Origin of the sequence: uncultured Marinobacter sp., from assembly GCF_913055835.1 — a bacterium.
GTDB lineage: Bacteria > Pseudomonadota > Gammaproteobacteria > Pseudomonadales > Oleiphilaceae > Marinobacter.
The window spans coordinates 53,398-75,919 of the sequence record NZ_CAJXKQ010000020.1 but is presented as its reverse complement, the minus strand read 5'-3'; the positions used below and the strand labels follow the sequence as shown (position 1 = coordinate 75,919).

Annotated in this window: 25 protein-coding genes; 6 read left to right on the top strand and 19 right to left on the bottom strand. The window is 55.3% G+C overall.

Going from position 1 to position 22,522, the window contains the following annotated elements; genetic code table 11:
• The 13 genes from QZ534_RS12170 to QZ534_RS12115 all read right to left on the bottom strand — a co-directional run.
• Positions 1-317, bottom strand: a 317-nt coding sequence (locus tag QZ534_RS12170) for a nucleoside deaminase (protein WP_296934742.1), incomplete at its 3' end; no start/stop codon positions are given.
• 115 nt (positions 318-432) lie between these two features.
• Positions 433-822 carry a VOC family protein gene (locus QZ534_RS12165; protein WP_296934741.1) on the bottom strand — a complete coding sequence of 130 codons (390 nt, stop codon included), beginning with the start codon at positions 820-822 and terminating at the stop codon, positions 433-435.
• 93 nt (positions 823-915) lie between these two features.
• A complete protein-coding gene (locus tag QZ534_RS18895; protein ID WP_366935820.1) occupies positions 916-1,188 on the bottom strand; it encodes a YdeI/OmpD-associated family protein in 273 nt (90 codons plus the stop codon).
• Between the two features lie 141 nt (positions 1,189-1,329).
• Positions 1,330-1,815, bottom strand: coding sequence for a GNAT family N-acetyltransferase (locus QZ534_RS12160; RefSeq protein WP_296934740.1), 486 nt, complete (start codon positions 1,813-1,815; stop codon positions 1,330-1,332).
• Between the two features lie 53 nt (positions 1,816-1,868).
• Positions 1,869-2,186 carry an antibiotic biosynthesis monooxygenase gene (locus QZ534_RS12155; protein ID WP_296934739.1) on the bottom strand — a complete coding sequence of 106 codons (318 nt, stop codon included), beginning with the start codon at positions 2,184-2,186 and terminating at the stop codon, positions 1,869-1,871.
• 79 nt (positions 2,187-2,265) lie between these two features.
• Entirely contained in the window at positions 2,266-2,637 is a 372-nt protein-coding gene (locus tag QZ534_RS12150) for a hypothetical protein (protein WP_296934738.1), read from the bottom strand.
• A 101-nt stretch (positions 2,638-2,738) separates the two neighbouring features.
• A complete protein-coding gene (locus tag QZ534_RS12145; protein ID WP_296934737.1) occupies positions 2,739-3,203 on the bottom strand; it encodes a GNAT family N-acetyltransferase in 465 nt (154 codons plus the stop codon).
• A gap of 108 nt (positions 3,204-3,311) precedes the next feature.
• Positions 3,312-4,091, bottom strand: coding sequence for a hypothetical protein (locus QZ534_RS12140; RefSeq protein ID WP_296934736.1), 780 nt, complete (start codon positions 4,089-4,091; stop codon positions 3,312-3,314).
• Complete coding sequence (locus QZ534_RS12135) at positions 4,072-4,599, bottom strand: hypothetical protein (protein WP_296934735.1); 528 nt, start codon at positions 4,597-4,599, stop codon at positions 4,072-4,074. The genes QZ534_RS12140 and QZ534_RS12135 overlap by 20 nt, the downstream gene beginning before the upstream one ends.
• A 129-nt stretch (positions 4,600-4,728) precedes the next feature.
• Positions 4,729-5,037: a hypothetical protein gene (locus tag QZ534_RS12130; RefSeq protein WP_296934734.1), complete on the bottom strand. Its 309-nt coding sequence runs from the start codon at positions 5,035-5,037 to the stop codon at positions 4,729-4,731.
• A gap of 107 nt (positions 5,038-5,144) precedes the next feature.
• Positions 5,145-5,888, bottom strand: a complete 744-nt coding sequence (locus QZ534_RS12125; protein WP_296934733.1) for a hypothetical protein — start codon at positions 5,886-5,888, stop codon at positions 5,145-5,147.
• A 364-nt stretch (positions 5,889-6,252) separates the two neighbouring features.
• Positions 6,253-6,951, bottom strand: coding sequence for an NrdJb (locus QZ534_RS12120; RefSeq protein ID WP_296934732.1), 699 nt, complete (start codon positions 6,949-6,951; stop codon positions 6,253-6,255).
• A gap of 27 nt (positions 6,952-6,978) precedes the next feature.
• The gene (locus tag QZ534_RS12115; protein WP_296934731.1) at positions 6,979-9,117 is read right to left on the bottom strand and encodes an adenosylcobalamin-dependent ribonucleoside-diphosphate reductase; all 2,139 of its coding nucleotides are present in this window, start codon (positions 9,115-9,117) and stop codon (positions 6,979-6,981) included.
• A gap of 461 nt (positions 9,118-9,578) precedes the next feature.
• On the opposite strand from QZ534_RS12115, the gene QZ534_RS12110 reads away from it, so the two are divergent.
• A complete protein-coding gene (locus QZ534_RS12110; RefSeq protein ID WP_296934730.1) occupies positions 9,579-10,394 on the top strand; it encodes a DUF6160 family protein in 816 nt (271 codons plus the stop codon).
• 65 nt (positions 10,395-10,459) lie between these two features.
• Here QZ534_RS12110 and QZ534_RS12105 read toward each other — a convergent pair whose 3' ends face one another.
• The 3 genes from QZ534_RS12105 to QZ534_RS12095 form a co-directional block, all read right to left on the bottom strand.
• Positions 10,460-11,254, bottom strand: coding sequence for an ABC transporter ATP-binding protein (locus QZ534_RS12105; RefSeq protein ID WP_296934729.1), 795 nt, complete (start codon positions 11,252-11,254; stop codon positions 10,460-10,462).
• 9 nt (positions 11,255-11,263) lie between these two features.
• On the bottom strand, positions 11,264-12,166 hold the full coding sequence (locus QZ534_RS12100) for an ABC transporter permease (protein WP_296934728.1): 903 nt from the start codon (positions 12,164-12,166) through the stop codon (positions 11,264-11,266).
• 65 nt (positions 12,167-12,231) lie between these two features.
• Positions 12,232-13,206 carry an ABC transporter substrate-binding protein gene (locus QZ534_RS12095; RefSeq protein ID WP_296934727.1) on the bottom strand — a complete coding sequence of 325 codons (975 nt, stop codon included), beginning with the start codon at positions 13,204-13,206 and terminating at the stop codon, positions 12,232-12,234.
• Between the two features lie 242 nt (positions 13,207-13,448).
• Here QZ534_RS12095 and QZ534_RS12090 point away from each other — a divergent pair, with 242 nt between their 5' ends.
• Both QZ534_RS12090 and QZ534_RS12085 read left to right on the top strand, forming a co-directional pair.
• A complete protein-coding gene (locus QZ534_RS12090; protein WP_296934726.1) occupies positions 13,449-15,116 on the top strand; it encodes an AMP-binding protein in 1,668 nt (555 codons plus the stop codon).
• 132 nt (positions 15,117-15,248) lie between these two features.
• Positions 15,249-15,734 (top strand): thioesterase domain-containing protein, encoded by a 486-nt coding sequence (locus tag QZ534_RS12085; RefSeq protein ID WP_296934725.1) that lies wholly within the window; start codon positions 15,249-15,251, stop codon positions 15,732-15,734.
• A gap of 8 nt (positions 15,735-15,742) precedes the next feature.
• On the opposite strand, the gene QZ534_RS12080 is transcribed toward QZ534_RS12085, so the two are convergent.
• Together QZ534_RS12080 and QZ534_RS12075 are read right to left on the bottom strand one after the other, a co-directional pair.
• Complete coding sequence (locus QZ534_RS12080; protein WP_296934724.1) at positions 15,743-17,431, bottom strand: iron ABC transporter permease; 1,689 nt, start codon at positions 17,429-17,431, stop codon at positions 15,743-15,745.
• 155 nt (positions 17,432-17,586) lie between these two features.
• On the bottom strand, positions 17,587-18,603 hold the full coding sequence (locus QZ534_RS12075; RefSeq protein ID WP_296934723.1) for a Fe(3+) ABC transporter substrate-binding protein: 1,017 nt from the start codon (positions 18,601-18,603) through the stop codon (positions 17,587-17,589).
• A 188-nt stretch (positions 18,604-18,791) separates the two neighbouring features.
• Here QZ534_RS12075 and QZ534_RS12070 point away from each other — a divergent pair, with 188 nt between their 5' ends.
• The 3 genes from QZ534_RS12070 to QZ534_RS12060 all read left to right on the top strand — a co-directional run bounded on the left by QZ534_RS12070 (position 18,792) and on the right by QZ534_RS12060 (position 21,221).
• On the top strand, positions 18,792-19,070 hold the full coding sequence (locus QZ534_RS12070; protein ID WP_296934722.1) for a PilZ domain-containing protein: 279 nt from the start codon (positions 18,792-18,794) through the stop codon (positions 19,068-19,070).
• 73 nt (positions 19,071-19,143) lie between these two features.
• The gene (locus QZ534_RS12065; protein ID WP_296934721.1) at positions 19,144-19,737 is read left to right on the top strand and encodes a hypothetical protein; all 594 of its coding nucleotides are present in this window, start codon (positions 19,144-19,146) and stop codon (positions 19,735-19,737) included.
• 176 nt (positions 19,738-19,913) lie between these two features.
• Complete coding sequence (locus tag QZ534_RS12060) at positions 19,914-21,221, top strand: HD-GYP domain-containing protein (protein WP_296934720.1); 1,308 nt, start codon at positions 19,914-19,916, stop codon at positions 21,219-21,221.
• Here the strand turns inward: QZ534_RS12060 and QZ534_RS12055 are convergent.
• The gene (locus QZ534_RS12055) at positions 21,211-22,326 is read right to left on the bottom strand and encodes an organic solvent ABC transporter permease (protein WP_296934719.1); all 1,116 of its coding nucleotides are present in this window, start codon (positions 22,324-22,326) and stop codon (positions 21,211-21,213) included. The two genes, QZ534_RS12060 and QZ534_RS12055, sit on opposite strands and share 11 nt — an antisense overlap.
• Between the last annotated feature and the right edge of the window lie 196 nt (positions 22,327-22,522).

Sequence of the window (22,522 nt, the reverse complement as noted above, 5' to 3'; positions counted from 1 at the left end):
TACACGATGCGGGGAATGCGAGCCCAGTGGGCCGCCGCCAGGCACATGGGGCAGGGCTCGCAGCTGGCGTACAGGGTGGCTTCCGGCATGTGGGCGTCACCCAGCGCCTGGCCGGCAAGACGTATCGCCGCAACCTCCGCGTGGGCGGTGGCGTCGCAATCCTGCTTCGCTCGGTTGCCCGCCCGGGCAATCACCCGGCCGTTGTGAACCACCACCGCGCCGAACGGGGCGCCGCCCTGATCGACGGAGTCGAGAGCCAGTTGAACCGCTTCCTGCAGAAAGGCATGGTCGGTATCGTCACTGCGGGGTTCGCTCACGTTTGGCCTCCGGTTGGGTTTGGAGCTTGGCTGGATGAAAGATAGAACCGTTCCGGTTCAGTCGCGACTTACGCTCGTTCGGATAAAACCAGATCTGTCCCGGGCTTCACCTACATCACGGGAACGAGAAAAGATTTACAAGTAACCCGTTCGGGTCGGCCACCATAAACCGCCTCATCCCGAAATCCTCAGTGCATAGGTCTTGAGCCAGCTCGAAACCACGGGCTTTGACGGCAGCACAGGCGGCGTCAACGTCCTCGACCTGTACCGACAGGATGACGCCTTGTGCCGGGTGCTGGAATGGCGGTGGTGTGAACTCATAATCAAGGCGCATGATACCGATCTGAAGTTCCGGCCTTTCGGGCGAGGCCATCTGGATGTACCAGCCCTGGTGCTCGAAGCCAACAACAAAGCCCAGCAACTCCTTGTAGAAGTCGCGAGTTTCTTCCATTTTCTCCGTACAGATGTTCGGCAGAAGTCTCGTAACAGTGATGCTTTCCGTCATTCGTCACCCCTTCAGATCAGGTCTCGATGCGTGTTGATTAACTTGGGGGAACGTAGAACAGATTCGGCCGCCTTGCTACGTGGCCGGCCACTTTTACTTTCTGGACCTGCCTTCAACAAGAACAGTCTGCTGCCATTTGCCGGGCTTCTTGTCGGTACGGTGAATGCAGCCAGGCCAGCAGCACGGGCGCCTCTTACCCTCTGCAAGCTCCTTAACCGTTCGGTGAATCCGCTTCACTCGGGTTTTCTCTTGCTTCGCATCTTCAACCCAGCAAATGAATTCATTGCGTGCGATGGGCGTGAGACTCTCCCATAGTTCAACCGTGGTTTTGCTCTGGCCAAGAGCACCCGCCAGATCGGAGGGCATTTCGTGTACAAGACCGCCTGAAAGAGTAGCCATACCTGCCAGACCTGCCGATTAGGTTAGTGAAAGGGAGCCAGGGGCAGAATATATAACGCAAGGGACTCCGTCTGAAACCGCAGTGCAGCCAGCTTTATGAATCAAGCATTATTCGCTCTGACTCAGGCACCGAGCCATGGCGAACCTCTGAAGCTGAACGCCGTCGCGCTCCACAGTCTGATCTTCCACCACCGAGAAACCCCTGGATTCAAAAAAAGGACGGGCTTCGAGACTGGCATCTGTTGTCAGCGTTCGGACGCCTCTGCCAAGAAGGCGTTCTACGGCAGCTTCGCAGAGCAACGATGCAACGCCTCGGCGTGAAAAGGTTGGCGCAGTGAAAAGGAACTCGATGTGGCCGCTGGCGGTGAAAGAGATAAAGCCCGCCATGGTGCCATCAGATTCTGCGATTAACGTTTCCACCTTTGCCAGCCGGGATCGCCATTGTTCCTCATCAGGAACTTCCGGCGCCCAGGCGGCCCGTTGCTCTGGCGTATAGCTGCGGGCTGCAAGCTGATGGACCGAATCGGTGAACAAGGAAACGATGGAGGGCAGGTCGGTTTTGGCGGCGGGTCTGAGGCTCAAAGGCTGGTCCATAAAACTCTTTTTTAAAAACAGATGTGGCCCGGAATGACCATTCAACTGGCTGGTTAAATGCCGTACTCACGCTCTACCCTCGCAATACGAACCCGAAAGGTGGAGTACCATTTTTGGTGGCCCAATCGCTGAGCCTCTCGATGCTCGGCGTTCTGTTTCCAATTGGTGATGGACTCCAAGCTTTCCCAATAAGATACGGTGATACCCAAATCCTCCCGGACAGACTCCATACCCAAGAAGCCCGGTTGGGTTGCTGCCAAATCAACCATCCTCTCTGCCATGTCCCCGTAACCATTGTCGCCCTCGGTGCGATGGCTACTGAAAATAACCGCGTAATACGGCGGCTCAGGAGTTTTGACTATCTCTGACATAGATTCCTCTAGGCATTAACGCCAGTGGTAATGGGCGCGAACGGATCGAAGCGTAGTTGGCGTCCCGTTGACGCGTTGGTCATACCTCTTCCATGCCGCCCCAGTCGAATGGATTGAGCTGGATGCCCTGTGGTGGTTTAGGCGCTTGCTTTCCCTCTAGTACTGATTTCAGGCACAGGGAAAAAGGGTTTTTGACCTCAACATGGTATCGAATTATCAAACCACTGGGTTCAACTTGGATGAAGCCGTCAAACGGGGCAATTGCTGCAGTATGGTTTGCTTTAACGCACTTATCCAAAGCTGCCATCTGGTTTTGCATAAACCACTGGCCTAAAACATTATCGTAATCCGCATCAAATTTGGGCGAATTATTAGGCTCACTGCCTGAACCCATGTTAGCGCCTGCGGCACTGCAATAAACCAAGACGATCAATAAAATGACGTGCTTCAAAACTAGCCTCTTTAAAGATATGACGCTGATAGTAACCGGCGCCGGAGCGCACCGGAGGGAACTAAAAGCGGTACGCTTTTGGCGTCCGGTTGACCGCCTGGTTACATGGTGATTCGGTAGTATCGGCCATACTCTCCATCCTTAGTACCACTGTGCGTGGCCTGCCACCCCAATTTTTGAGCTACTCGCTGGCTAGCCAAATTGTCATCCGCGATGAAAACCTGGACTGTCGATAGATCGATCTTGGACGATAGCCTTTCGACGGCCAACTCGCATGCCTTAGCAGCAATGCCGCTGCCCCAGAACTTCGGTCTGATGAAATAGCCGAAGTCCGGAATACCATCTATCTGTTTAATGCCACAGAATCCGATGAACTCTTCAGTATCAGCGTCAGCAATAGTGAAGCGGGTCGGGTTGACGAATGCATCCTCGAACCACGCTTCTGCCTCATCTTCTGCCAGGGCGCGACGAGGCCCAAGAAACCTCATCACCTCAGGATCGCCAAGCATGGCAATGACCGCCTCTCTATCTTGGTGACGAAGGTTCCTCAGCTTTACCGAAATCATAGGACTAGCTTCACCATGTAACGCCTGCGGTAACCGGCGCCGGAGCGCAGCGGATGGAAACAAAAGCGGGACGCTTTTGGCGTCCGGTTGACCGACTTGTTGGGCGGCTTACTCAAAGTTCCAGGTAAGCGTTCCGTCTCGCCGGGTAGTGAGAACATGCCTGCTTTCACCATTAAAAGAGATACCAGTTGATTGATTGCCATAAGCGTTGACCATCCCTTGCGTGGCATGCTTGATTTCGCTATCCGAGATTACCACGACGCTTGGCGTACAATGACTGAATACTTCGGGGCAATAACCACTCTCACGACCATGATGGGACGCAATAAAAACGTCCACATCAGCCAACTCTGCTCCAAATTCGGGACGTTCTAGTAGCGCTTCCCAACCCTGAACCTCTAGGTCGCCCGGGATCAAAAATTTCGTTCCGTGAACGGTAAGGAAAGTAACGAGGCTAATATTGTTAGTGTCTTGGAAACGAGTACCAAACGAGTTGCTGAACGTCCGGAAGCGAACGTTGGGGAACTCCGGGGCGGGCGCCAGTGGCCCTCCAGTATATTTGCCAAGCATGTCTAGCATCGACTGCATAGCTGGAGATATAGGCCCTGCCTCTCGTTTGAGAGCACGAAGTTGATCCGCTGATATACTTTTATTTCTGAATATTGACCGCAAGCGCACACGATCACGAAGATTGTGTAGATCGCTGAGATGGTCCTCATCGAAGTTGGTCACGAAGAAATAATCAACTCGACTGATCCCTAAAGCGGGCAAAAACACCGAAGGCCTATACTCATCATCATGACCGCAATCCCAAAGCATTACATTGCCGTTTGCATGAATCAAGCTTATACATTGCCCATGCCCGACATCATGAATCGTCAGCTTCATTAGCCGCTCCTTTCATGGTTTTACCCAGAACAGCATCCACTCGGTTCGTTATATATTTTGTTTGTTTTTTATACGCTGAGACAAAAAGAACGAGAAGTAGTGCCACGGCAATAATTAGTAACTCCGTATGGCCTATGCCAAAAAATCGATCGAGATATTCAATAGCTGACAGCATCAATAAACACAGGAAAAGCGATGCAAGAGAACGATAGGAGTTGTTCTGCTCCGACAATACATCGATCTTCTGATCGGAGTGAGATGCAGTAACGAAACTAGAATAATCGGCAAAATGCACGATTCTGAGTTTTTTCAAGATAGGCTCAACTACGAGCGATCCGAGGCGACTAATAACAAGCCCATAAAAGTAGTAAAGAAATGCTCCAACTGCCAGATTATCAACAAGTAAAGTGTACGAAGAGATTTCCGTCCCAATCGACGCAAAAAGAACGCCAGGTAGGAGATAGTTGAAAATATTATACGATGACAGCTTATCGAGAATTTCCTTCATCCAATATACTCAATCAGTTTTTCAGTTTTCCGTAGGCCGCCCAACGCTGATGGTAACCGGCGCCGTACCGCAGCGGAGGGAACGAAAAGCGCTACGCTTTTGGTGTCCGGTTGACCAATTGGTTAAAACTTATAGAAGACGCTCCAACTGGGCCAAAAAAGCAACCAAACTCCCGCCATTGAAATCGGCTTGATTCATGCCTCTTTCCGTCCACAAACCAAGGACAGCTGATTCTTGGTCATTTGCTTTACGACCACCGCCACCGCCACACCCACAACTTGGAGTAGCAAGTGTGACATTTACTCCAGGTTCATTGAGCCTAACAACAACGCAGACATCTTCACCATCATCACGTCTTCGATTAATTTGCTGATTTATCCACTGTGCATCCGCATCTTCCAGTGGGCGCTCATCTGAGCCGATTTTTACCGTACTCATAAAACCTCCTGTCGATTGCACTGGTGAGAATAGGTTTTTAACGCAAAACTTTGCGGCAATTTTGGAGCCGCGAAGCGGTGGAAGAATTGTCCGCCAACAGTGACTTGTTATTGGATTTCCCAATGTACGAATTTTTCACCAGGGAAATGCTTCTTTGAAAAATCCAACAGACGACTATACATCTGGGGCAAAGACTTGTCGGTTTCGACAACATGAGAGCTCAACTCGCGGGCTCCCTGCATCGCACCCTCAAATATTCTTTCTCCCAATGCCTCCCTCAGCTGTTGCCTCGTAACTCTAAGGCTAGTCAAGCCTTGTTGACTGATCGCAGGCTGGACTTGATAAACATAAAAATCATTTCTGACGTTTATAGACTCGATTGCCTGATCGAACCGTTCTTGCTCAACCGTCAAATCCAACAGAATCTGCGGAGTGTCTGTTTCCAAAACGAACGAAAGCGAATTAATGTCTTGTTTTAGATCTGAATACTTTGGAGGCTTTTGCGCAGGTAAATTGAAAGCTCTTTGGACGCCCTCTTGGTATTGCTCTATATCCTGTTTAATTAGCCGCATAGCATTCATCTGCCGAGCGATGACGAAAATCGCCTGATTCAAAGCTTCTTTTCTCAAGCGATAACTGTCGGCTGTTTCCTTGTTCTCGTTAAGCTTTACAGCTGACCAAGAACCAATGAAAGCGCCTATCGCAATGATGACTGCCTGGGCCATATATTCGTATGATTTTGGGGCAATACTTTCGGTAACTGCCAGGCTCGAAAAATACCAGAGATTGAGCGCTAGGAGTCCAGCGAAGATACCTACTAGTTCAGGTGCGTAACCTTTAATCTTCCTCACTCACCCTCCCAATAACAGCTAATTCAACGTCAAATGACGTCTATTCAAACGCGTCCATCTGCAAGTCTCGTTAATCCCAACGACCAGATTTCCTTTCTACATCCGAACGATACCCAATTAAGAAAGCAGCCCCTCCGGAAATAAGCGTCTACTTCCACCACGGTCTGGGCCATGACTGTTCGCCTATCCATATTGGCCATCCCCAAGATATTCCATAATTTCAAACTGTTGTAAGCGAGTAGGGGCGAAAATCATCAGGTTCTCGGACAATTGTCGTCTATCTCCACATTCTTCCGCCCCGAAAAACAAAAAGGCCCGAAGTTTTCACTCCAGGCCTTCTCGTCACTCAGTGCAGTGAATCACCTCAACCGCACTTGCTATCGCCGCAGGAGAGGCAAGTCGCGCACCCGTCCATCACAATGACCGCCTTGGTGCTGCACTTGCCGCACATGGTGGCGTTGGGCGGGTAGTCGTCGGCTTTGTCGTCGTTCGTGGCCGTGGTGTGGCTGGCTTCGAACTCCGCGCGCTTCTCGGCGAGGATGCGCTTGGTGGTTTCGCTCATTTCCTCGCTTTCCAGCAGGCCGATGGCCTTAAGGTGCTTCTCGATCACGGCGCCAATTTCAGCTACCAGGGACGGCATGAACACACCGCCTTTCTTGAAGTAGCCACCGTTGGGGTCGTACACGCTACGCAGCTCTTCCACCAGGAAGGTTACGTCGCCACCCTTGCGGAATACCGCGGAGATTACGCGGGTGAGGGCGATAACCCACTGGAAGTGTTCCATCGACTTGGAGTTGATGAACACTTCGTAGGGCTGCCGGCTTTCGTGGTCGGTGCCTTCGTTGAGCAGGATGTCGTTGATGGTGATGTACATCGCGTGCTCGGCAACCGGCGGCTTTATCTTGTAGGTGGTGCCCAGCAGGAAGTCCGGCCGTTCGATGTATTCGTTCATCTCAACGGGCTTGGTTTCTGCGTGCACCGGCGCCTGATGCTCGGCGGCGGCTTCGGGGTCGGCTTTCTTTACGCGGTAGCCGACGATTTTGTTGCTGATTTTAACTGTCATGTTCGTTGTCCTGTGTCGGTTCCCGGATCAGTACTTGCCGTAGGTGCCTTCTTTCAGCGCGTCAAACAGGTTGGCGGCGTTGTGGATTTCGCCGTCGTACTCTACCTGCTCGTTGCCCTTGAGGGTGACCTTGCTGCCATCATCCAGGGTGAACTCGTACATTGTGTTCTCGAGGTCTTTTTCCTTAACCAGTACGCCCTGGAAGGCTTCCGGGTTGAAGCGGAAGGTGGTGCAACCCTTCAGGCCCTTATCGTAGGCGTAGAGGTAAATGTCCTTGAAGTCCTGATAGGCGAAGTCTGTAGGAACGTTCGCGGTCTTGGAGATCGAGGAATCTACCCATTTCTGGGCGGCGGCCTGGATGTCCACGTGCTGCGACGGTGTTACATCGTCGGAGGTGGTGAAGTAGGCCGGCAGCTTTTTGTCCTCGTCTTCGGAGAAGGGCATGGCGCCTGGGTTCACCAGGTGACGGTAGGCCAGCAGCTCGAAGGAGAATACGTCTACCTTCTCTTTGGTCTTCCGGCCTTCGCGGATGATGTTACGAGCGTAGTGGTGCGAGAAGCTCGGCTCGATGCCGTTACTGGCGTTGTTGGCCAGCGACAGGCTGATGGTGCCGGTCGGCGCAATGGATGTGTGGTGGGTAAAACGGCCACCTTTCTCCGCCAGTTCTTCCACCAGCTTCGGCTCCACGCTGGCAATCTGCTGCATGTACTTGCTGTACTTGGCGTGCAGTACGCGACCTTTCACCTTGTCGCCCAGCTTGTAGCCGTCTTTGCTCAGCTGCGGGCACTTGTTCAACATCTTGGCATCAATCTCGAACTCGTCGTCCATGATCGGCGCAACGCCTTTTTCCTCGGCCAGAGCGAGGGATTGGCGCCAGCCTTCAACGGCCATTTCACGCACGACTTCTTCGGTGAACTGTACGGATTCTTCAGAACCGTAGGGCATGCGCAACATGGCGAGGGTGGAGCCCAGGCCCAGGATGCCCATGCCGTGGCGGCGCTTGTAGGTGATTTCATGACGCTGCTCGGCCAACGGCAGGCCGTTGATCTCTACCACGTTGTCCAGCATGCGGGTGAAGATGCCCACTACCTTGCGGTATTTCTCGTAGTTGAAGCTGGCCTTGTCGGTGAACGGGTAGTCCACGAACTTGGTCAGGTTCACAGAGCCCAGCAGGCAGCTGCCGTACGGGGGCAGGGGCTGTTCGCCGCAGGGGTTAGTGGCGCGGATGTCTTCGCAGAACCAGTTGTTGTTCATCTGGTTGACCTTGTCGATCAGGATGAAACCCGGCTCGGCGTAGTCATAGGTACTGGTCATGATGGTGTCCCAGATGAACTGGGCTTTCAGGGTGCGGTAGATGCGGCAGGCCACTTTGCCTTCATCGTTCACCACGTAGCCTTCCTGTACCGGGAAATCGCGGTACACGAACTGGCTGGCATCGCTCAGGTCCAGGCCTTCGTCGTCCACTTCCTTCTGGGTAACCGGGAAGGAGAGGTGCCAGTCGTCGCCGTTGCGCACGGCTTCAATGAAGTCTTCGGTGATCAGCAGCGAGAGGTTGAACTGGCGCAGGCGACCGTCTTCACGCTTGGCCTGGATGAAGTCGATCACGTCTGGATGGTGCACATCGAACGTGGCCATCTGGGCGCCGCGGCGGCCACCGGCAGAGGATACGGTGAAGCACATGCGGTCGAAGATATCCATAAACGACAGCGGGCCGGAGGTGGTGGCGCCGGCGCCGGCCACGTAGGCGCCTTTCGGGCGCAGGGTGGAGAACTCATAACCGATACCACAACCTGCCTTGAGGGTAAGGCCGGCTTCGTGGTTTTTCTCCAGGATGTCGTTCATGGAATCCTGAACGGTGCCGGAAACGGTGCAGTTGATGGTGGAGGTGGCCGGTTTGTGTGCTTCGGCACCGGCATTGGAGGTAATCCGGCCGGCGGGAATGGCGCCGTTCTGCAGGGCCCAGATGAAGTTTTTCATGTGCTGGGTGCGCACGGATTTGTTTTCCACCTCGGCAAGGGCTTTGGCAACACGTTCGTAGGTTGCGTTGATGTCCTTGTCTACGGGCTCGCCGGTCTTGGTCTTCAGCTGATATTTGCTGTGCCAGATGTCGATTGAGGCTTCCTGCATCGGGATAGTTGTTACCACTGCCTGTGCCTTAGCGTTCATTTCCACCCTCTGTCTTCCGGTATGTCTTTTTTTGATGGCGCCAGTCCTTGTGCCGGCGGCGCCATACCCCTTGAGAATCGTGTTTTTGGCCTTGGGCCTGTTTTCTTTTTAACCACTATATATGGGCTGAATCTGAAATGAGTATAACAGGATATAGTGTTCTGTGAATAAGAACGCAACTATTGATAGGCGCTTCGGGGCAAAGAAAATCAATCGAAACCGGCTTGAATCCGGGAAAATTTTTCTAAAACAGCGGTTTGGGGGTAAAGGTTCAAAACCACTACATGTTGTGGTTTAAAAATTGATCAGACCTAGGCTGGTCTTTCCAATCCGTTAGGAAAGTCATATGAATTGTGACCCCTGCACGTACCCGGTTTGAACGTGTCGCTAAAGTATGGACGTGGTGTCGAAAACTGCAGTGGCCCACAGGATGTGAAAAAAACTAAAACAAGGAAATAACAATGAAAGGCCTGAAACCTACCTTGCTAGCGCTCTGCGTTGCGGGTGTTCCACCTGCAGCCGTAGCCGAGATCCAGATGCTGGATGACTCGGCGATGGGCATGATCACCGGCCAGGCCGGTGTCAGCATCGAGCTGGAAACCAAAATCAACATCGACCAGTTCCGGTACACGGATGAAGGCTCGTTGGCCATTAACGACATTGAGATAGGTGGTACTAATCGCACCGACCTTTTTGCCGAGATGAGGACCAACCTGACCAGTCATCCTGCCAGCGACCTGCTTGATAACATCCGCATCGACATCGATGTCCTTGCCGATGGAGACGCAGTCATCAACATCCTGCCTGTTCCGGTGCTGGGTGCAGTAGACTTCCGAGTCAGCACAGGAGCATGGAACCTGGAGGGGACCGGTGGCTCCACCACCCTCCTGGATAACTTCCATATGGATGCCCTGATCGGGTCAGGTACCATCCGTGTGGATACCGCGACAGACGTAATGAACTTCCGTACGGACATTGCGATTGATGATATGGACTTTGATGCGCCTTTCCTTGCGCTTGGTGTTCGGGATCTGCGCCTGACTAATGCCGACTACGACCCTGTTGCACCGCAGCCGCTGTACCTTTTTGCCACGGTGGAACTGGATATCTACAAAGCGCCTAATGCCGCCGGGGTGGATTCTCTGGCAGTGGACCTTGCGGAGTTCCGGTCCGACGTCACCATAGGCAGCGTGCTGGTGGGCGGCGTGTCCGTTGGCTCGGTGGCCATGGACAACCTGGCCATCTCGAACACGGCCATGCGCATTTACGGCCACTGAGCCGTTTCTCTCGCAGTCAGTAAAAGGGGCCCCTCGAGGCCCCACTTTCTATTCCACTGAAGGTGTTACCCCAACAGCAGGCTGTCGTCGTCCACTTCCAGCCCACGCTGTTTTTCAAACAAGCCCAGCAAATCCTTCACTTCCAGGCCTTCGCGGTCTTTCCCCTCGATATCAAACACTACCTGGCCCTGGTGCAGCATTACCGTCCGGCTGCCGACTTCCAGCGCCTGCTTCATGCTATGGGTCACCATTAAGGCTGTGAGCTTCTGCTCCTCAATGATTTTGGTAGTGAGTTCCAGAACGAACGCGGCGGTTTTCGGGTCCAGAGCGGCCGTGTGCTCGTCCAGCAACAGGATGCTTGAGGGCGTCAGGCTTGCCATGAGCAGGCTGACGGCTTGGCGCTGCCCGCCGGACAGCAAGCCCATTTTGTCGCCAAGGCGCTTTTCCAGGCCCAGGTTCAGGGACGAAAGGCTGTCCCTGAACTTCTCCATGTATTGCCGTTTAACAGCGCTGGTCAGGCCCCGGCGCTGGCCACGTTTGATGGCCAGAGCGAGGTTTTCCTCGATGGTGAGGCCTTCGCAGGTACCGGCCAGTGGGTCCTGGAATACCCGGGAAACCCGGCCGGCCCGTTTGTGGGTAGGCAGTTTGGTGACGTCCAGGTTGTCCACGACAATCTGGCCGCTATCCACCAGCACCTCACCAGCCAGGGCGTTCAGAAAGGTGGATTTGCCGGCGCCGTTGCTGCCAATGACGGTAACGAACTCGCCCTGGTTTACGGTCAGGCTCATACCCCGTAGCGCGGGGTTTTCCAGGGGTGTCCCTTTGCCAAAGGTGAGCCGTAGATCGGTTGCACTGATCATGTCGCCTCCTCAGGCCTTTTTGCGGGTCAGTTTGCCGGCAATAGATGAGCGAACGCCGGGCAGTACGATCGCCAGGGTAACCAGCACAGCGGTAATCAGGTTCAGATCCTGTGCCTGAAGACCCAGGAAATCGGCGTTCAGGGCAAAGGCAATGGCCAGCCGGTAGATGATGGCGCCAACCACGCAGGCGATCAGTGCCCGCAGCACCGTAGAAGGTGTAACAACGGCTTCACCACCAATCAAGGAGGCGAGGCCAATCACAATGACGCCTACGCCCATGGTGACGTCTGCAGCGCCCTGGCTCTGGGCAAACAGGGCGCCGGCAAGCCCAACCAGGCCATTGGAGACGGCAACACCAAGCACAATCATGGCGCCAGTGGCGATGCCCTGGGCCCGGGCCATTCTGGCGTTGGCGCCGGTGGCTCGCATGGCCAGGCCGGTTTCGGATTTCATGAAACGCCACAGCAGGATGAGGGCAACAAAGACCACAATAATGAACAGAAGCACCGGCACCTGATGGTAGGCCAGGTCCAGGTCGTACCAGGGTGTCAGTACCGTTTCTTCCGTTAGCAGCGCCACGTTGGGGCGGCCCATGATGCGCAGGTTGACCGAGTAGAGCGCGATCATGGTCAGGATAGAGGCCAGCAGGTTCAGAATGTTGAGCTTTACATTCAACAGGGCCGTTACTGCGCCGGCGGCCATGCCGGCCATTACCGCGCAGCCAGTGGCCAGCCAGGGGTTCCAGCCTTCAATGATCAGTACAGCGGCGACAGCAGCACCGAGCGGGAAACTGCCATCTACAGTGAGGTCCGGGAAATCGAGCACCCGGAAGGAGAGGTAGATGCCGAAGGCGACCAGGCCGTAGATCAGGCCAGTCTCGATGGCACCATAAAGAGCGATGTTACTCAGCATGGTCGGGTATCACCAATGATAAAACGGGCGGCCCCTCGTGAGGGCTGCCCGTGGGGTTCGGGGGATTAGTTGGCGCTGTCGATAACCTGCTCGGCGTCCGCGATAACGTCATCGGACAGGGTGATGCCCATGCGCTCTGCGGCAGCGGGGTTCACGAAGAGGTCAAGCTTTTCCATAGTCTCAACCGCCATGTCACCGGGCTTTTCGCCATTGAGTACCCGGGCAACCATCACGCCGGTCTGGCGGCCATGGTCATAGTAATCGAAGCCCAGCGCAGCAACAGCGCCGCGCTCAACAGTGGCGGTATCAGCGGCGAACACCGGAATACCTGCGCGCTCGCCAACTGAGATAACGGCTTCGGCAGCACTGATCACAGTGTTGTCAGTGGTCAGGTAGATGGCATCGGCTTTGCCCACGAGGGAGCGGGCGGCACCCAGAACTTCGGAGGTTTTGGTGGCGGCGCCTTTGACCAGCTCAAGACCGCGGGCAGCGAGGCGCTCTTCAAGCAGCTCCACCAGGGATACGGCGTTGGCTTCGCCCGGGTTGTAGACGGTGCCAATGCGTTTGGCATCAGGCATTACTCGCTGGAGCATATCCAGGTGTTTGTCGATGGGCAGCATGTCACTCACACCGGTGATGTTGGCGCCCGGCGCTTCCAGGTTGCTAACCAGCTTTGCGCCAAGCGGATCGGTGACTGCGGAGAAGATAACCGGTGTATTGCGGGCTGCAGCGGCAACAGTCTGGGCCGAAGGCGTGGCAATCGCCACGATCACGTCGGGGCTTTCGCCAACAAATTTGCGGGCGATCTGGGAGGCGATGGCGGAATTGCCCTGGGCACTTTCGTGCATCACTTCCAGGTTTTCGCCTTCTTTGAAGCCGCGCTCGGCAAGTTCGTCTTTAATGCCCTGGTAGACGGCGTCCAGTGCCGGGTGCTCCACAATCTGTGTGATGGCTACAACGCGGGGTTCCTGTGCCTGAACGAGGGTTGCCAGCGCCAGCAGTGTGGCACCGAACAGGGTACGCAGGGTTGTCTTGGCCATATGCCCATCTCCGGGTAGGTTAACTGGAATGTTGCGATTCTGAAGGGGCGCAAGTTTACCACAGGCAAAGGGTTTGAGGGGTAGGGATCTTGGCCCGGAAGAACAGGGATGTGGAAAATAGGTGCAGTTGGAAATTATTTTGCTTGTGTCACGTTTTGACGGTCCATACTATGTTGAAATACCCTACGAAAGTCTAATAATAAGTCATCCATAATTCGAAAAACGAACTGCAAGGAAGGTCCATGGACACAACAAACAAACTTCCCCTGGATATGGTCTATCACTGGGAGAAGGCCAAGGCGAATTCCGTCTATATGACTCAGCCCATCGGGGGCGGTAAAACGGTGGAATACACCTGGGGCCGGGCGGTGGATGAGGCAAGGCGCATGGCGTCGTACCTGAAATCCCTGAACCTCCCCGAAAAGAGCCGCATCGGCCTGCTTTCCAAAAACTGCGCCCACTGGATCATGACCGACTGGGCCATCTGGATGGCCGGCCACATTTCCGTTCCTCTGTATCCCACCCTCAACGCCGACACCGTGAATTACATTCTCAACCATGCCGAGTGTGAGGTGGTGTTTGTCGGCAAGCTGGACGACTGGGACATGATGAAGCCGGGCGTGCCGGAATCCGTGCGTTGCATTTCCTTCCCGCTGAGCCCGCCCAATGATTTCGAAACCTGGGACGATATTGTTGCCAAATACCCGCCCCTGGAAGAGAACGTCCAGCGTGACGCGAATGAACTGGCCACCATTGTTTACACCTCAGGGAGCACCGGAAAGCCCAAGGGCGTTATGTTGAGCTTTTACAACATGGCCTATGCGGCAGAAGGTGGCATGGAAGTGCTCGGTGTGGGCTCCGATGAGCGCATGCTGTCGTACCTGCCGCTGGCCCACGTATTCGAACGTACCTTTGTAGAGCTGGCGTCTTTGTATGCCGGCTTCCATCTGTATTTTGCGGAATCTCTGGATACCTTCGTCCAGGATCTGCAACGTGCCCAGCCAACGCTGTTCCTGTCGGTACCCCGTCTGTGGGTGAAATTCCAGCACGGTGTGCTCCAGAAGCTGCCGAAGAAGAAGCTGGACCGGCTGTTGAAAATTCCGGTGGTCAACAAACTGATCAAGAAGAAGATCCTCAAGGGCCTTGGCCTGGACAAGGTCAAGCTGGCAGGCAGTGGCTCGGCCCCCCTCGCGAGCGACGTTCTCGACTGGTATCGCAACCTTGGCCTTGAGTTGTTGGAAGGCTATGGCATGTCTGAGAACTTTGCCTATTCCCACATGAGCAAGCCGGGGCGGTCAAGAACGGGGTACGTCGGCGAGTCCGCACCGGGGGTTGAAACCCGTATAAGCCCGGAGGGCGAGATTCAGATCAAGAGCCCGGCCACCATGATGGGCTACTACAAGGACGAGGAGAAAACCCGGGAAGCGTTTACCGAGGACGGCTTCCTAAAGACCGGCGACAAGGGTGAGATTGATGAGATGGGCCGGCTCAAGATCACCGGCCGCATCAAGGAAATCTTCAAGACCAGCAAGGGCAAGTACATTGCGCCTGCCCCCATCGAGAACCGCCTGATGTCCCACGATGCCATCGAAATGGTGTGTGTCTCCGGCGCCAATCAGACTCAGCCGCACGCCCTCGTGATGCTGGCTGAGGATTCACGGCCGAAAATGGCGGATGAGGCGTTCCGGAAAGAGATCGAGGAAAGCTTCAAAAAGTTGATTGCCGATGTGAACAAGACCGTGGATCCCCACGAGCAGCTTGCCTTCATCACGGTAGTGAGCGACGAGTGGTCGATTGAGAACAGTTTCCTCACGCCTACGATGAAGCTCAAGCGTAATATGGTTGAAGACGCCTACCAGGAAAAAGTCGACAAGTGGTACGCGCAGCGTCAGCCGGTTATCTGGCAGTAACACCTTTGATTAGAGGTGAAGATGTTCTGGCCCGGCTCTGCCGGGCTTTTTTTATAGTGGAAAGAACCGACGTAAGTCGCATAGGGAAACGGAGGAAGCGGGCCTAAACTGAAGGGATATCAGGAGGATGTTATGAGCCAGTTGTCCCTTTTCCAGAAACGCATCCATGACGAGATTTCACTTTCCCGGGCGTTGGGGATTCAGTTGCATTCCTGGGATGGCCATTCGTTGCTACTCAGCGCACCCCTGGAGCCCAACAGTAACCACCAGGGTACCGGTTTCGGCGGCAGCGTTTACTCGGCGGCGGTAACGGCAGCCTGGGGCTTGACGGAGCTGGCGCTGTGGGACCTTGGCCTCCGGGGAAACGTTGTGGTTCAGAGCGGGAATATTGACTATCTGGAACCCGTAACATCCGATTTTTACGTCATCTGCCGCCTGCCTGGCGAAGAGATACCCGAACGTTTTCGCAAAAGCCTTGCCAGACACGGCAAGGGACGGCTTGATCTGACTGCAGAAGTCTTCTGTGGGGAACCAACTACGATGCCGGAAGGCGACCCTGTGGCTGTTTTCCAGGGGCGGTTCGTGGTTCAGGATGTAAAGTCCCGGGTAACCTTCTGAGCCGAAGGTCAGGCGATGGAGCGGCTGTTGGAGATTGAGCGGCTCATCAGAATGATCGGAATGATGCCCGCCAGGACAATAATCAGGGCGGGCAGGGCGCTGTGGTACAGGCGCTCGTCAGACGCAAACTGGTACACATAGGTGGCCAGGGTCTCGAAATTGAACGGTCTGAGAATCAGCGTGGCCGGCAATTCCTTCATGCAATCCACGAACACCACCAAGGCTGCCGTAACCAGCGTGCCCCTCAGCATGGGCAGGTGAACACGTACCAGGGTGTTACCCGGGCTGTGTCCAAGTGAACGTGATGCCATGTCCATGCTTGGCGTAATCTTCTGCAACGCACTTTCAACGCTACCGGCGGAAACCGCCAGGAACCTCACGGTGTAGGCAAACACCAGGGCGAAGGCCGAGCCGCTGAGTAACAGCCCGGTGCTGATGCCGAAAACATCCCGCATCAGGCTGTCCAGCCAGTTGTCAAAACCCGCCAATGGCACAATTACGCCCACGGCCAGCACCGCGCCTGGCATGGCGTAGCCAAGACTGGACAGGCGCATCAGTACCTGCATTTTGCGGGTGTTGTGCAGGCGGCGGCTGTAGGCGAGGGTGATACCAATCAGCAGAGTGGTGAGGGCTGCCGTACCGGAGAGGAACAGGCTGTTGAAGGTGTTGCGGACAAAATCCGGGTTCCAGCTTTCACCAAAATACTCCCAGGCGTACAGCCCTAACGTGGCCCCGGGGATTACAAATCCGAACAGTACGGGTAGTGCGCACACAGCCACGCAGATCATCTGGCGCGGAAACGACATGGTGAAACGTTGGATCGGATCCCGGTTATCCCGGGCGGCGAACTGCTGTTGGCGTCTTCGGGAGTAGCGCTCAAGGGTAACCAGGATTACCACGAAGATCAGCATGGTGGTGGCTATCTGGGCCGCGCCGCCCAGGTTGCCCAGGTTCATCCAGGTGTCGAACAGGCCGGCGGTCAGGGTCTGAACGGCAAAGAAATCCACGGTGCCGAAATCGTTCAGGGTTTCCATCAGCACCAGCGAGAGGCCCACGGCAACCGCCGGGCGGGCGATTGGCAGAACCACTCTGAAGAAAGTGCTCAGGGCCGAGTGGCCGAGACTTCGGCTGACGGCAAACAGGGACGGGGACTGCTCCAGGAAGGCGGCACGGGCAAGCAGGTAGACGTAAGGATACAAGACCAGCCCGATCATCAGCGTGGCGCCTTCAAGGCTGCGGATTTCCGGGAACCAGTAATCTGCGGCACTGGTCCAGCCGAACAGGTCCCTCAATGCACCCTGGACTGGCCCGGCGTAGTCCAGGAGGCTGGTGTATACATAGGCGATAACGTATGCCGGCACCGCGAAAGGCAGCAGCATGGCCCATTCAAAGAATTTGCGGCCGGGAAACTCGCACATGGTAACCGCCCAGGCTGAGGCCAGGCCTATCACCAGTGTAAGGGCGCCCACGCCAATCATCAGCTTGAGCGTCGTTGTCAGGTACCGGGGAAGCGTGGTCTCGATGAGATGAGGCCAGATATTCTCTTCGGGAAAAAACGCCAGGAAAATAACGGAAAGCACAGGAAGGGCGACGATGGCGGTGGTCAGCAGTGCGCTGATCATCCATTTTGGAGAGGTACGCTTTGCCAGCAGGGGCTGGGATAGCCCGGGATTAACGCTGGTTGCGGCCTCGCTCATAATGTTCCTGTGTCTGGATGTGGGGTCTGTCCGATTGAAGGTTGCAGATTGTAGTCACCTGGCCTGATGCCTGCAATGACTGGCGTCACCCACGATTTGGACTGTTGCCCGCCGAATCGCGGGTGAGGGTGGCGAACCACCCTCACCGCCAGGGATTACTCGCCGTCGTAATCGACGCGGTCCACCAGCTTGACTGCGGCATTGCGGTTGTTGGCAATTTCCTGCAGAGAGAGGTCGTCCGGGTTGATTTCACCCCACTCGGCAACCAGTCCGGAAGGCTCCACTTCCGGGTTTGCCGGGTATTCGGTGTTCGCCTCGGCATAGATGCGCTGTGCTTCCGGCGAGGACAGGAACTCCATTAGTTTGATGGCGTTCTCGCGGTTTGGCGCGCTCTTGGTCAGGGAAATGCCACTGATGTTCACGTGGGTTCCCCGGCCCTCAGCGTTCGGGAACACAAGGCGAACCTGCTCGGCAATCGGGCGCTGGTTCTCATCCTGCAGCATGTTCCCGTAGTAGTAACTGTTGCCGATCGAGATATCACAGACGCCCTCTGCAATGGCTTTGATCTGGTCACGGTCGCCACCCTGGGGCTTGCGGGCCAGGTTGTCTTTGAGGCCTTCCAGCCACTTCTCGGTCTCGGCCTCACCATGGTGGGCGATCATTGAGGAGAACAGGGCGATGTTGTACGGGTGCTTGCCGCTGCGAGTACAGATCCGGTTATCCCACTTGTCGTCCGCCAGTTGCTCGTAGGTGGTGATTTCGCCTTCCTCTACACGCTCTTTGGAGGCAAAGATCAGGCGACCTCGGGTGGTCAACGCAAACCATTTGCCGTCCGGATGGCGGAGGTTTTCAGGGATGTTCTCTTCCAGGGTGTCGTTGTCCAGGTCCTGGACCAGATCCCGCTCTACCAGCTCGTTCAGGCGGGAAATATCAACGGTCATCACCACGTCGGCGGGACTGTTGCGGCCCTCACGCTCCAGACGCTCTGCAAGGCCCTGTTTGGCGAATACAACGTTACTCTTGATGCCGGTTTCCTGCTCGAAAGCATTCAGCAGCGGCTCAAGCAGGTAGGCCTGACGGTAAGAATAAATGTTGACCTCGCCATCTGCGGAGGCGGCCATGGGCATGGCAGTAAGGGCGATTGCTGCGGTGGCAGCCAGTTTCATTCGCATAGTCTCATCCTTTTCAGGTGATTCCGTTAATGATCTGCCTGCATTGAGACTTGCAGGCGTTTAAAAACGCCAACCATTCTCATTTCTATTAATTGTATAGTCAATATCTCCTTTGGCATATTTTTCTGAAAATGGTGTTATGCTTCGGAAGACTATAAAAACTATGCAAAAAGTAGTGGAATCCTCAGATGGTTGGGAACGATCGAAGAGAGCACATGCGCACTGCCATGAGTGCGAAAGTAAAAGTCGTGCACGCGGAGCAGGGAGAGTTCATATTTTCGACCCGTGATATTTCCGATGGCGGTGTTTTTATCGTTGTCGACACTGAGCCTTTTGCGCCGGCCCTGGGTGACAAGGTAACCGTGCAGGTGCAGGGCCTGCCTGTTCCCGCACCGGTGCTTGAGATGGTGGTCGTACGTAAAACCAATGACGGGTACGGCCTTCAGTTTGATCAAAATGGTGACTGATAGGCGGATTCCGGGCCCCTGCCATGGATAATGGCAGTGCTAACTCAGCCGCCGTCAGGGATGCACCGTCCAGATGATCTTTCCAGCCTTTTCCAGAGCGTACAAGCCAGTTTTTGCAAGCCTGATGGTCTTGCTCACGTCGGGTTGTGCCAGCTATTACTCCCATTTTGCGATGTTTCCTGCGGAGAATTCGTCAGGGGAACCGCGGCATGCAAGGATATCCTGGCAGAGTGCCGAATACCCCGGTTGGTGGTTTGCCGCTGACAAGGCAACCTCGGTAAAACTGGAAACCCAATGCAGTGACCGTGTCTGGCGCCTGCGTGATGGCGATGATGCGGGTGGCTGCGGCACGGGCATTCGCGCCTGTGGCGAATCGGGCAAGGATCTGGTGGCCGGGACGGGCCAGCCCGCAAACAGCTCGACCCGGTGCATGGCCATTAATCCGTCGGATCCGCGGGCCCGTATCGCAGAACTGGACGGTAAACTGGAGTTGCTGGTTTCCTGTACTCCCGCAGTTGTCGAAAAGGTGCAGGGTGATGATGCCGTGAACCTTGATTACCTGAGGGCTTCTTCAGTGCCCTACACCGTCTATGTCCGCAAGGCTCCGCGAGGTTCGATGCGTGCCCGGCTGCCCGAGTTTGACGAATCCGTATGTGACGCAGAGTGACACTTTCTGACGTTGATATGTGATACCCATCACGTTGCTACATTTTGTTTCCTATTGAAGATTAGCGTTACGCTTTGTCGCGTTTGGGTTACCTGAGGATACGATATTGTAATTGTGTCTTCCGGCGGTTCGGTCAGAATGGTAGCCATCGAAAAGTTTGTTGTGTGAGGTGGCCCGTGGGTGTCCAACAGAAAAAAGTCGCAGTACATGATCTGGAAGTGGGCATGTTCGTGTCTGATCTGGACAGGCCGTGGCACCAGACTCCATTTCCGATTCAGGGTTTCCATATTCGCTCCCAGGACGACGTTCGCGCGCTCGTTTCCCATTGCAAGTGGGTTATGGTCGATGTGGCGGAAGCACGGGAGGCGAAAGAAGTAAAAGGTGGTAGCAAGCCGGTTTTCGGCAAGACACTGAATAAACGTGGTGGTGGGCGAGAGCAGCTTCAGTTGCCACCCCTGAGTATTCGGGAGCCGGTCACCTACGAAACCGTTACCAGCCTCAAAAAGGAAATGAAAACATCCAGGCGTCTGCTCGACGATGTGGAAGCGGCGCTGGACCAGCTTTTTGAGACACTTCGTGCAGACGGCGTTCCGGATCTCAGACCGATCGCCGCGATCACCAGTAAAATGGTGAGCAGCGTTGTTCGCCAGCCTGACGCGTTATTGTGGCTCAGTCGCACACGTGCCCATGACAGTTACCTTTACAGTCATGCCCTGAATACATCGGTCTGGGCTCTGGTGTGTGGTCGACACCTTGGGTTGAACGAGGGTCTTCTCAATCATCTTGGCCTCGGCTGTCTGTTGTCACAGGTTGGCAAAACTACGCTGCCACCTGAGTTGCTCGCCCGTGAGGGTCAACTGAGCGCCGAGGAGTACCTTTCCTACCGTGGCTACGTTAATCGCGGTGTTGCCATGCTCGAGAACAGCGGGCTCTCACGTGCAGTGCTCAGTGTCGTCCAGGGACATCGCGAACGCCATAACGGCTCCGGCTTCCCGGAAGGTGTTCGGGGTGACCGCATTCCACTGTTGGCCAAAGTGGCCGGTATCGCGGAATTTTTCGAATCGTTGATTGCGCCACGCTCTCACACCGAGCCGATGACGCCAGCGAAAGCGGTAACGCTGCTGTACGAGATGCGCAACATCGAATTCCAGGAAGACCTGGTGGAGAATTTCATCCAGGCAATTGGTATCTACCCCACCGGCAGCCTCGTGGAGCTTAGTGACGGCCAACGCGGCATCGTGGTTTCACACTCTCCGGAACGCCGGCTCTGGCCCCGTGTCATGGTAATGACAGATGCGGCTTCCCGGCCATTGAAAACGGCAAAGATCATTGATCTGGCCCGGTACAACGAAGGCAAGGAAGCGGCGGAAACGGTGCGTATTCGTGATTGCCTGCCGCATGGCACGGAAGGTCTGGACCCGTCCTACTACGATGTAACCGGGGTTGAGTCACGCTGGAGCCTGTCCCGCCTGATCAGCGGATAATCACACGCAGCTGTTTGCGAACCCACCGATAGGTATCCTCCGGACGGAAGCTGAGCAGCAGCTCTGATTCTCCGCCGGAGGGGCCAGCAACAAAATATTCCACTTTTCCGCTTTGCCAGTCAGCTGAGTTTATCTGAACATCCTGCGGGCGTGTGCTGATGGCTTCCAGCTCGGCCAGCGAGAGTCCGCCCCCGATCTTTCGAACCGAAACCTGCTTCAGGGCTGTATCGGTGGAGGGGTGGCTGGCTACGTCGTCGTCGAGGAAATAGCGGTTTGCGACGGTTGTGCTAATCGCCTTCAGTTCCCGCGTGAGATAAGTCTGGGCATCTTCCGAGTCGATATCTTCCATGGAGCGCACGGCATTTTCGATCCGGTCCTTTTTGGCCTGCAGGTCTTCGCTGTATTCAATGTCCGGGTCGCGATCCTCGTCGTTCTCTGGCCGTGGAGGAGCGTTGTCGATCTCTTCCTGGGTTGGTGGATCCTCGCAGAGTTCATCGTCTTCCGGGTAAAAGCAGATGGCGGCCAGCAGCTGATTGGCCGGAGACAGGGGATTGGTGGCGGTGAATTCGGATTCGCTGACACTGAAATCGACAGGTGCTGTCAGGTCAGGCAGGGCGGCATTCAGTTGCGCAATCACCCGGTTGCGGATATCGATACCCTCTCCCTCGGCAACATTCTGGCTCCAGTTCAGAAGCATCAGGAAGCGGGAGATGTTCATCAGTGTCGTGTCTTCCAAAACCAGTTGCTCGGTCAGCGTGTGGGTGCTCAGGCCTTCGTCGTCGACCATTGGCGATTGCAGCTCTGTGCGAGTGTTCTCGAAGAACTCGAGCAGCGTCACATATTGCCGGGCCGGAACACCACTGACCAAAGGTAGGTCGCCAACGCGGAAGGTGAGTGTTTCCCCGGGATAGTAACGGAACTCCCCCGCCGAGTTCGTGATGCCCGATTGGCTCGCAGTCTGGTAGGAAAGGCCGTTAAAGCCGTTGTAATTGACCCGGCCTGTGCTGGTGTCGTCGCCAGAGCCGCCGTCCTCATCCAGGCAGCCAGAGAGGGCGAGGGCGCCCAGCAGGGTAAACGTTAGTCGGATGCGGTGAACGGATCTCATGGTTACTCGTACATTCCCTTCGATTCAGCGCGCCCGCACTCAGGGTGCGGTAGCCCCTTTTGTAAATTGTTGTAACCGCATTATAGGGGCGGGGTTTGCCTCATATCGGGATTCCTGTCGCAGTTTCCGTTATTGGCCAAGGGGATGTCTCCGGCTGATAAGGGCCTTGAAATCAGCGGCTTCGCCACAATAATTA

Coding starts and splice junctions, on each gene's coding strand:
- QZ534_RS12070 (WP_296934722.1), top strand. CDS start 18,792: ATGGTTGGGAACGATCGAAGAGAGCACATGCGCACTGCCATGAGTGCG.
- QZ534_RS12130 (WP_296934734.1), bottom strand. CDS start 5,037: ATGAGTACGGTAAAAATCGGCTCAGATGAGCGCCCACTGGAAGATGCG.
- QZ534_RS12065 (WP_296934721.1), top strand. CDS start 19,144: ATGATCTTTCCAGCCTTTTCCAGAGCGTACAAGCCAGTTTTTGCAAGC.
- QZ534_RS12115 (WP_296934731.1), bottom strand. CDS start 9,117: ATGAACGCTAAGGCACAGGCAGTGGTAACAACTATCCCGATGCAGGAA.
- QZ534_RS12075 (WP_296934723.1), bottom strand. CDS start 18,603: ATGCGAATGAAACTGGCTGCCACCGCAGCAATCGCCCTTACTGCCATG.
- QZ534_RS12100 (WP_296934728.1), bottom strand. CDS start 12,166: ATGCTGAGTAACATCGCTCTTTATGGTGCCATCGAGACTGGCCTGATC.
- QZ534_RS12090 (WP_296934726.1), top strand. CDS start 13,449: ATGGACACAACAAACAAACTTCCCCTGGATATGGTCTATCACTGGGAG.
- QZ534_RS12120 (WP_296934732.1), bottom strand. CDS start 6,951: ATGACAGTTAAAATCAGCAACAAAATCGTCGGCTACCGCGTAAAGAAA.
- QZ534_RS12085 (WP_296934725.1), top strand. CDS start 15,249: ATGAGCCAGTTGTCCCTTTTCCAGAAACGCATCCATGACGAGATTTCA.
- QZ534_RS12110 (WP_296934730.1), top strand. CDS start 9,579: ATGAAAGGCCTGAAACCTACCTTGCTAGCGCTCTGCGTTGCGGGTGTT.
- QZ534_RS12155 (WP_296934739.1), bottom strand. CDS start 2,186: ATGTCAGAGATAGTCAAAACTCCTGAGCCGCCGTATTACGCGGTTATT.
- QZ534_RS12080 (WP_296934724.1), bottom strand. CDS start 17,431: ATGAGCGAGGCCGCAACCAGCGTTAATCCCGGGCTATCCCAGCCCCTG.
- QZ534_RS12165 (WP_296934741.1), bottom strand. CDS start 822: ATGACGGAAAGCATCACTGTTACGAGACTTCTGCCGAACATCTGTACG.
- QZ534_RS12135 (WP_296934735.1), bottom strand. CDS start 4,599: ATGAAGGAAATTCTCGATAAGCTGTCATCGTATAATATTTTCAACTAT.
- QZ534_RS12095 (WP_296934727.1), bottom strand. CDS start 13,206: ATGGCCAAGACAACCCTGCGTACCCTGTTCGGTGCCACACTGCTGGCG.
- QZ534_RS12160 (WP_296934740.1), bottom strand. CDS start 1,815: ATGGACCAGCCTTTGAGCCTCAGACCCGCCGCCAAAACCGACCTGCCC.
- QZ534_RS12055 (WP_296934719.1), bottom strand. CDS start 22,326: ATGAGATCCGTTCACCGCATCCGACTAACGTTTACCCTGCTGGGCGCC.
- QZ534_RS12140 (WP_296934736.1), bottom strand. CDS start 4,091: ATGAAGCTGACGATTCATGATGTCGGGCATGGGCAATGTATAAGCTTG.
- QZ534_RS12145 (WP_296934737.1), bottom strand. CDS start 3,203: ATGATTTCGGTAAAGCTGAGGAACCTTCGTCACCAAGATAGAGAGGCG.
- QZ534_RS12105 (WP_296934729.1), bottom strand. CDS start 11,254: ATGATCAGTGCAACCGATCTACGGCTCACCTTTGGCAAAGGGACACCC.
- QZ534_RS18895 (WP_366935820.1), bottom strand. CDS start 1,188: ATGCCCTCCGATCTGGCGGGTGCTCTTGGCCAGAGCAAAACCACGGTT.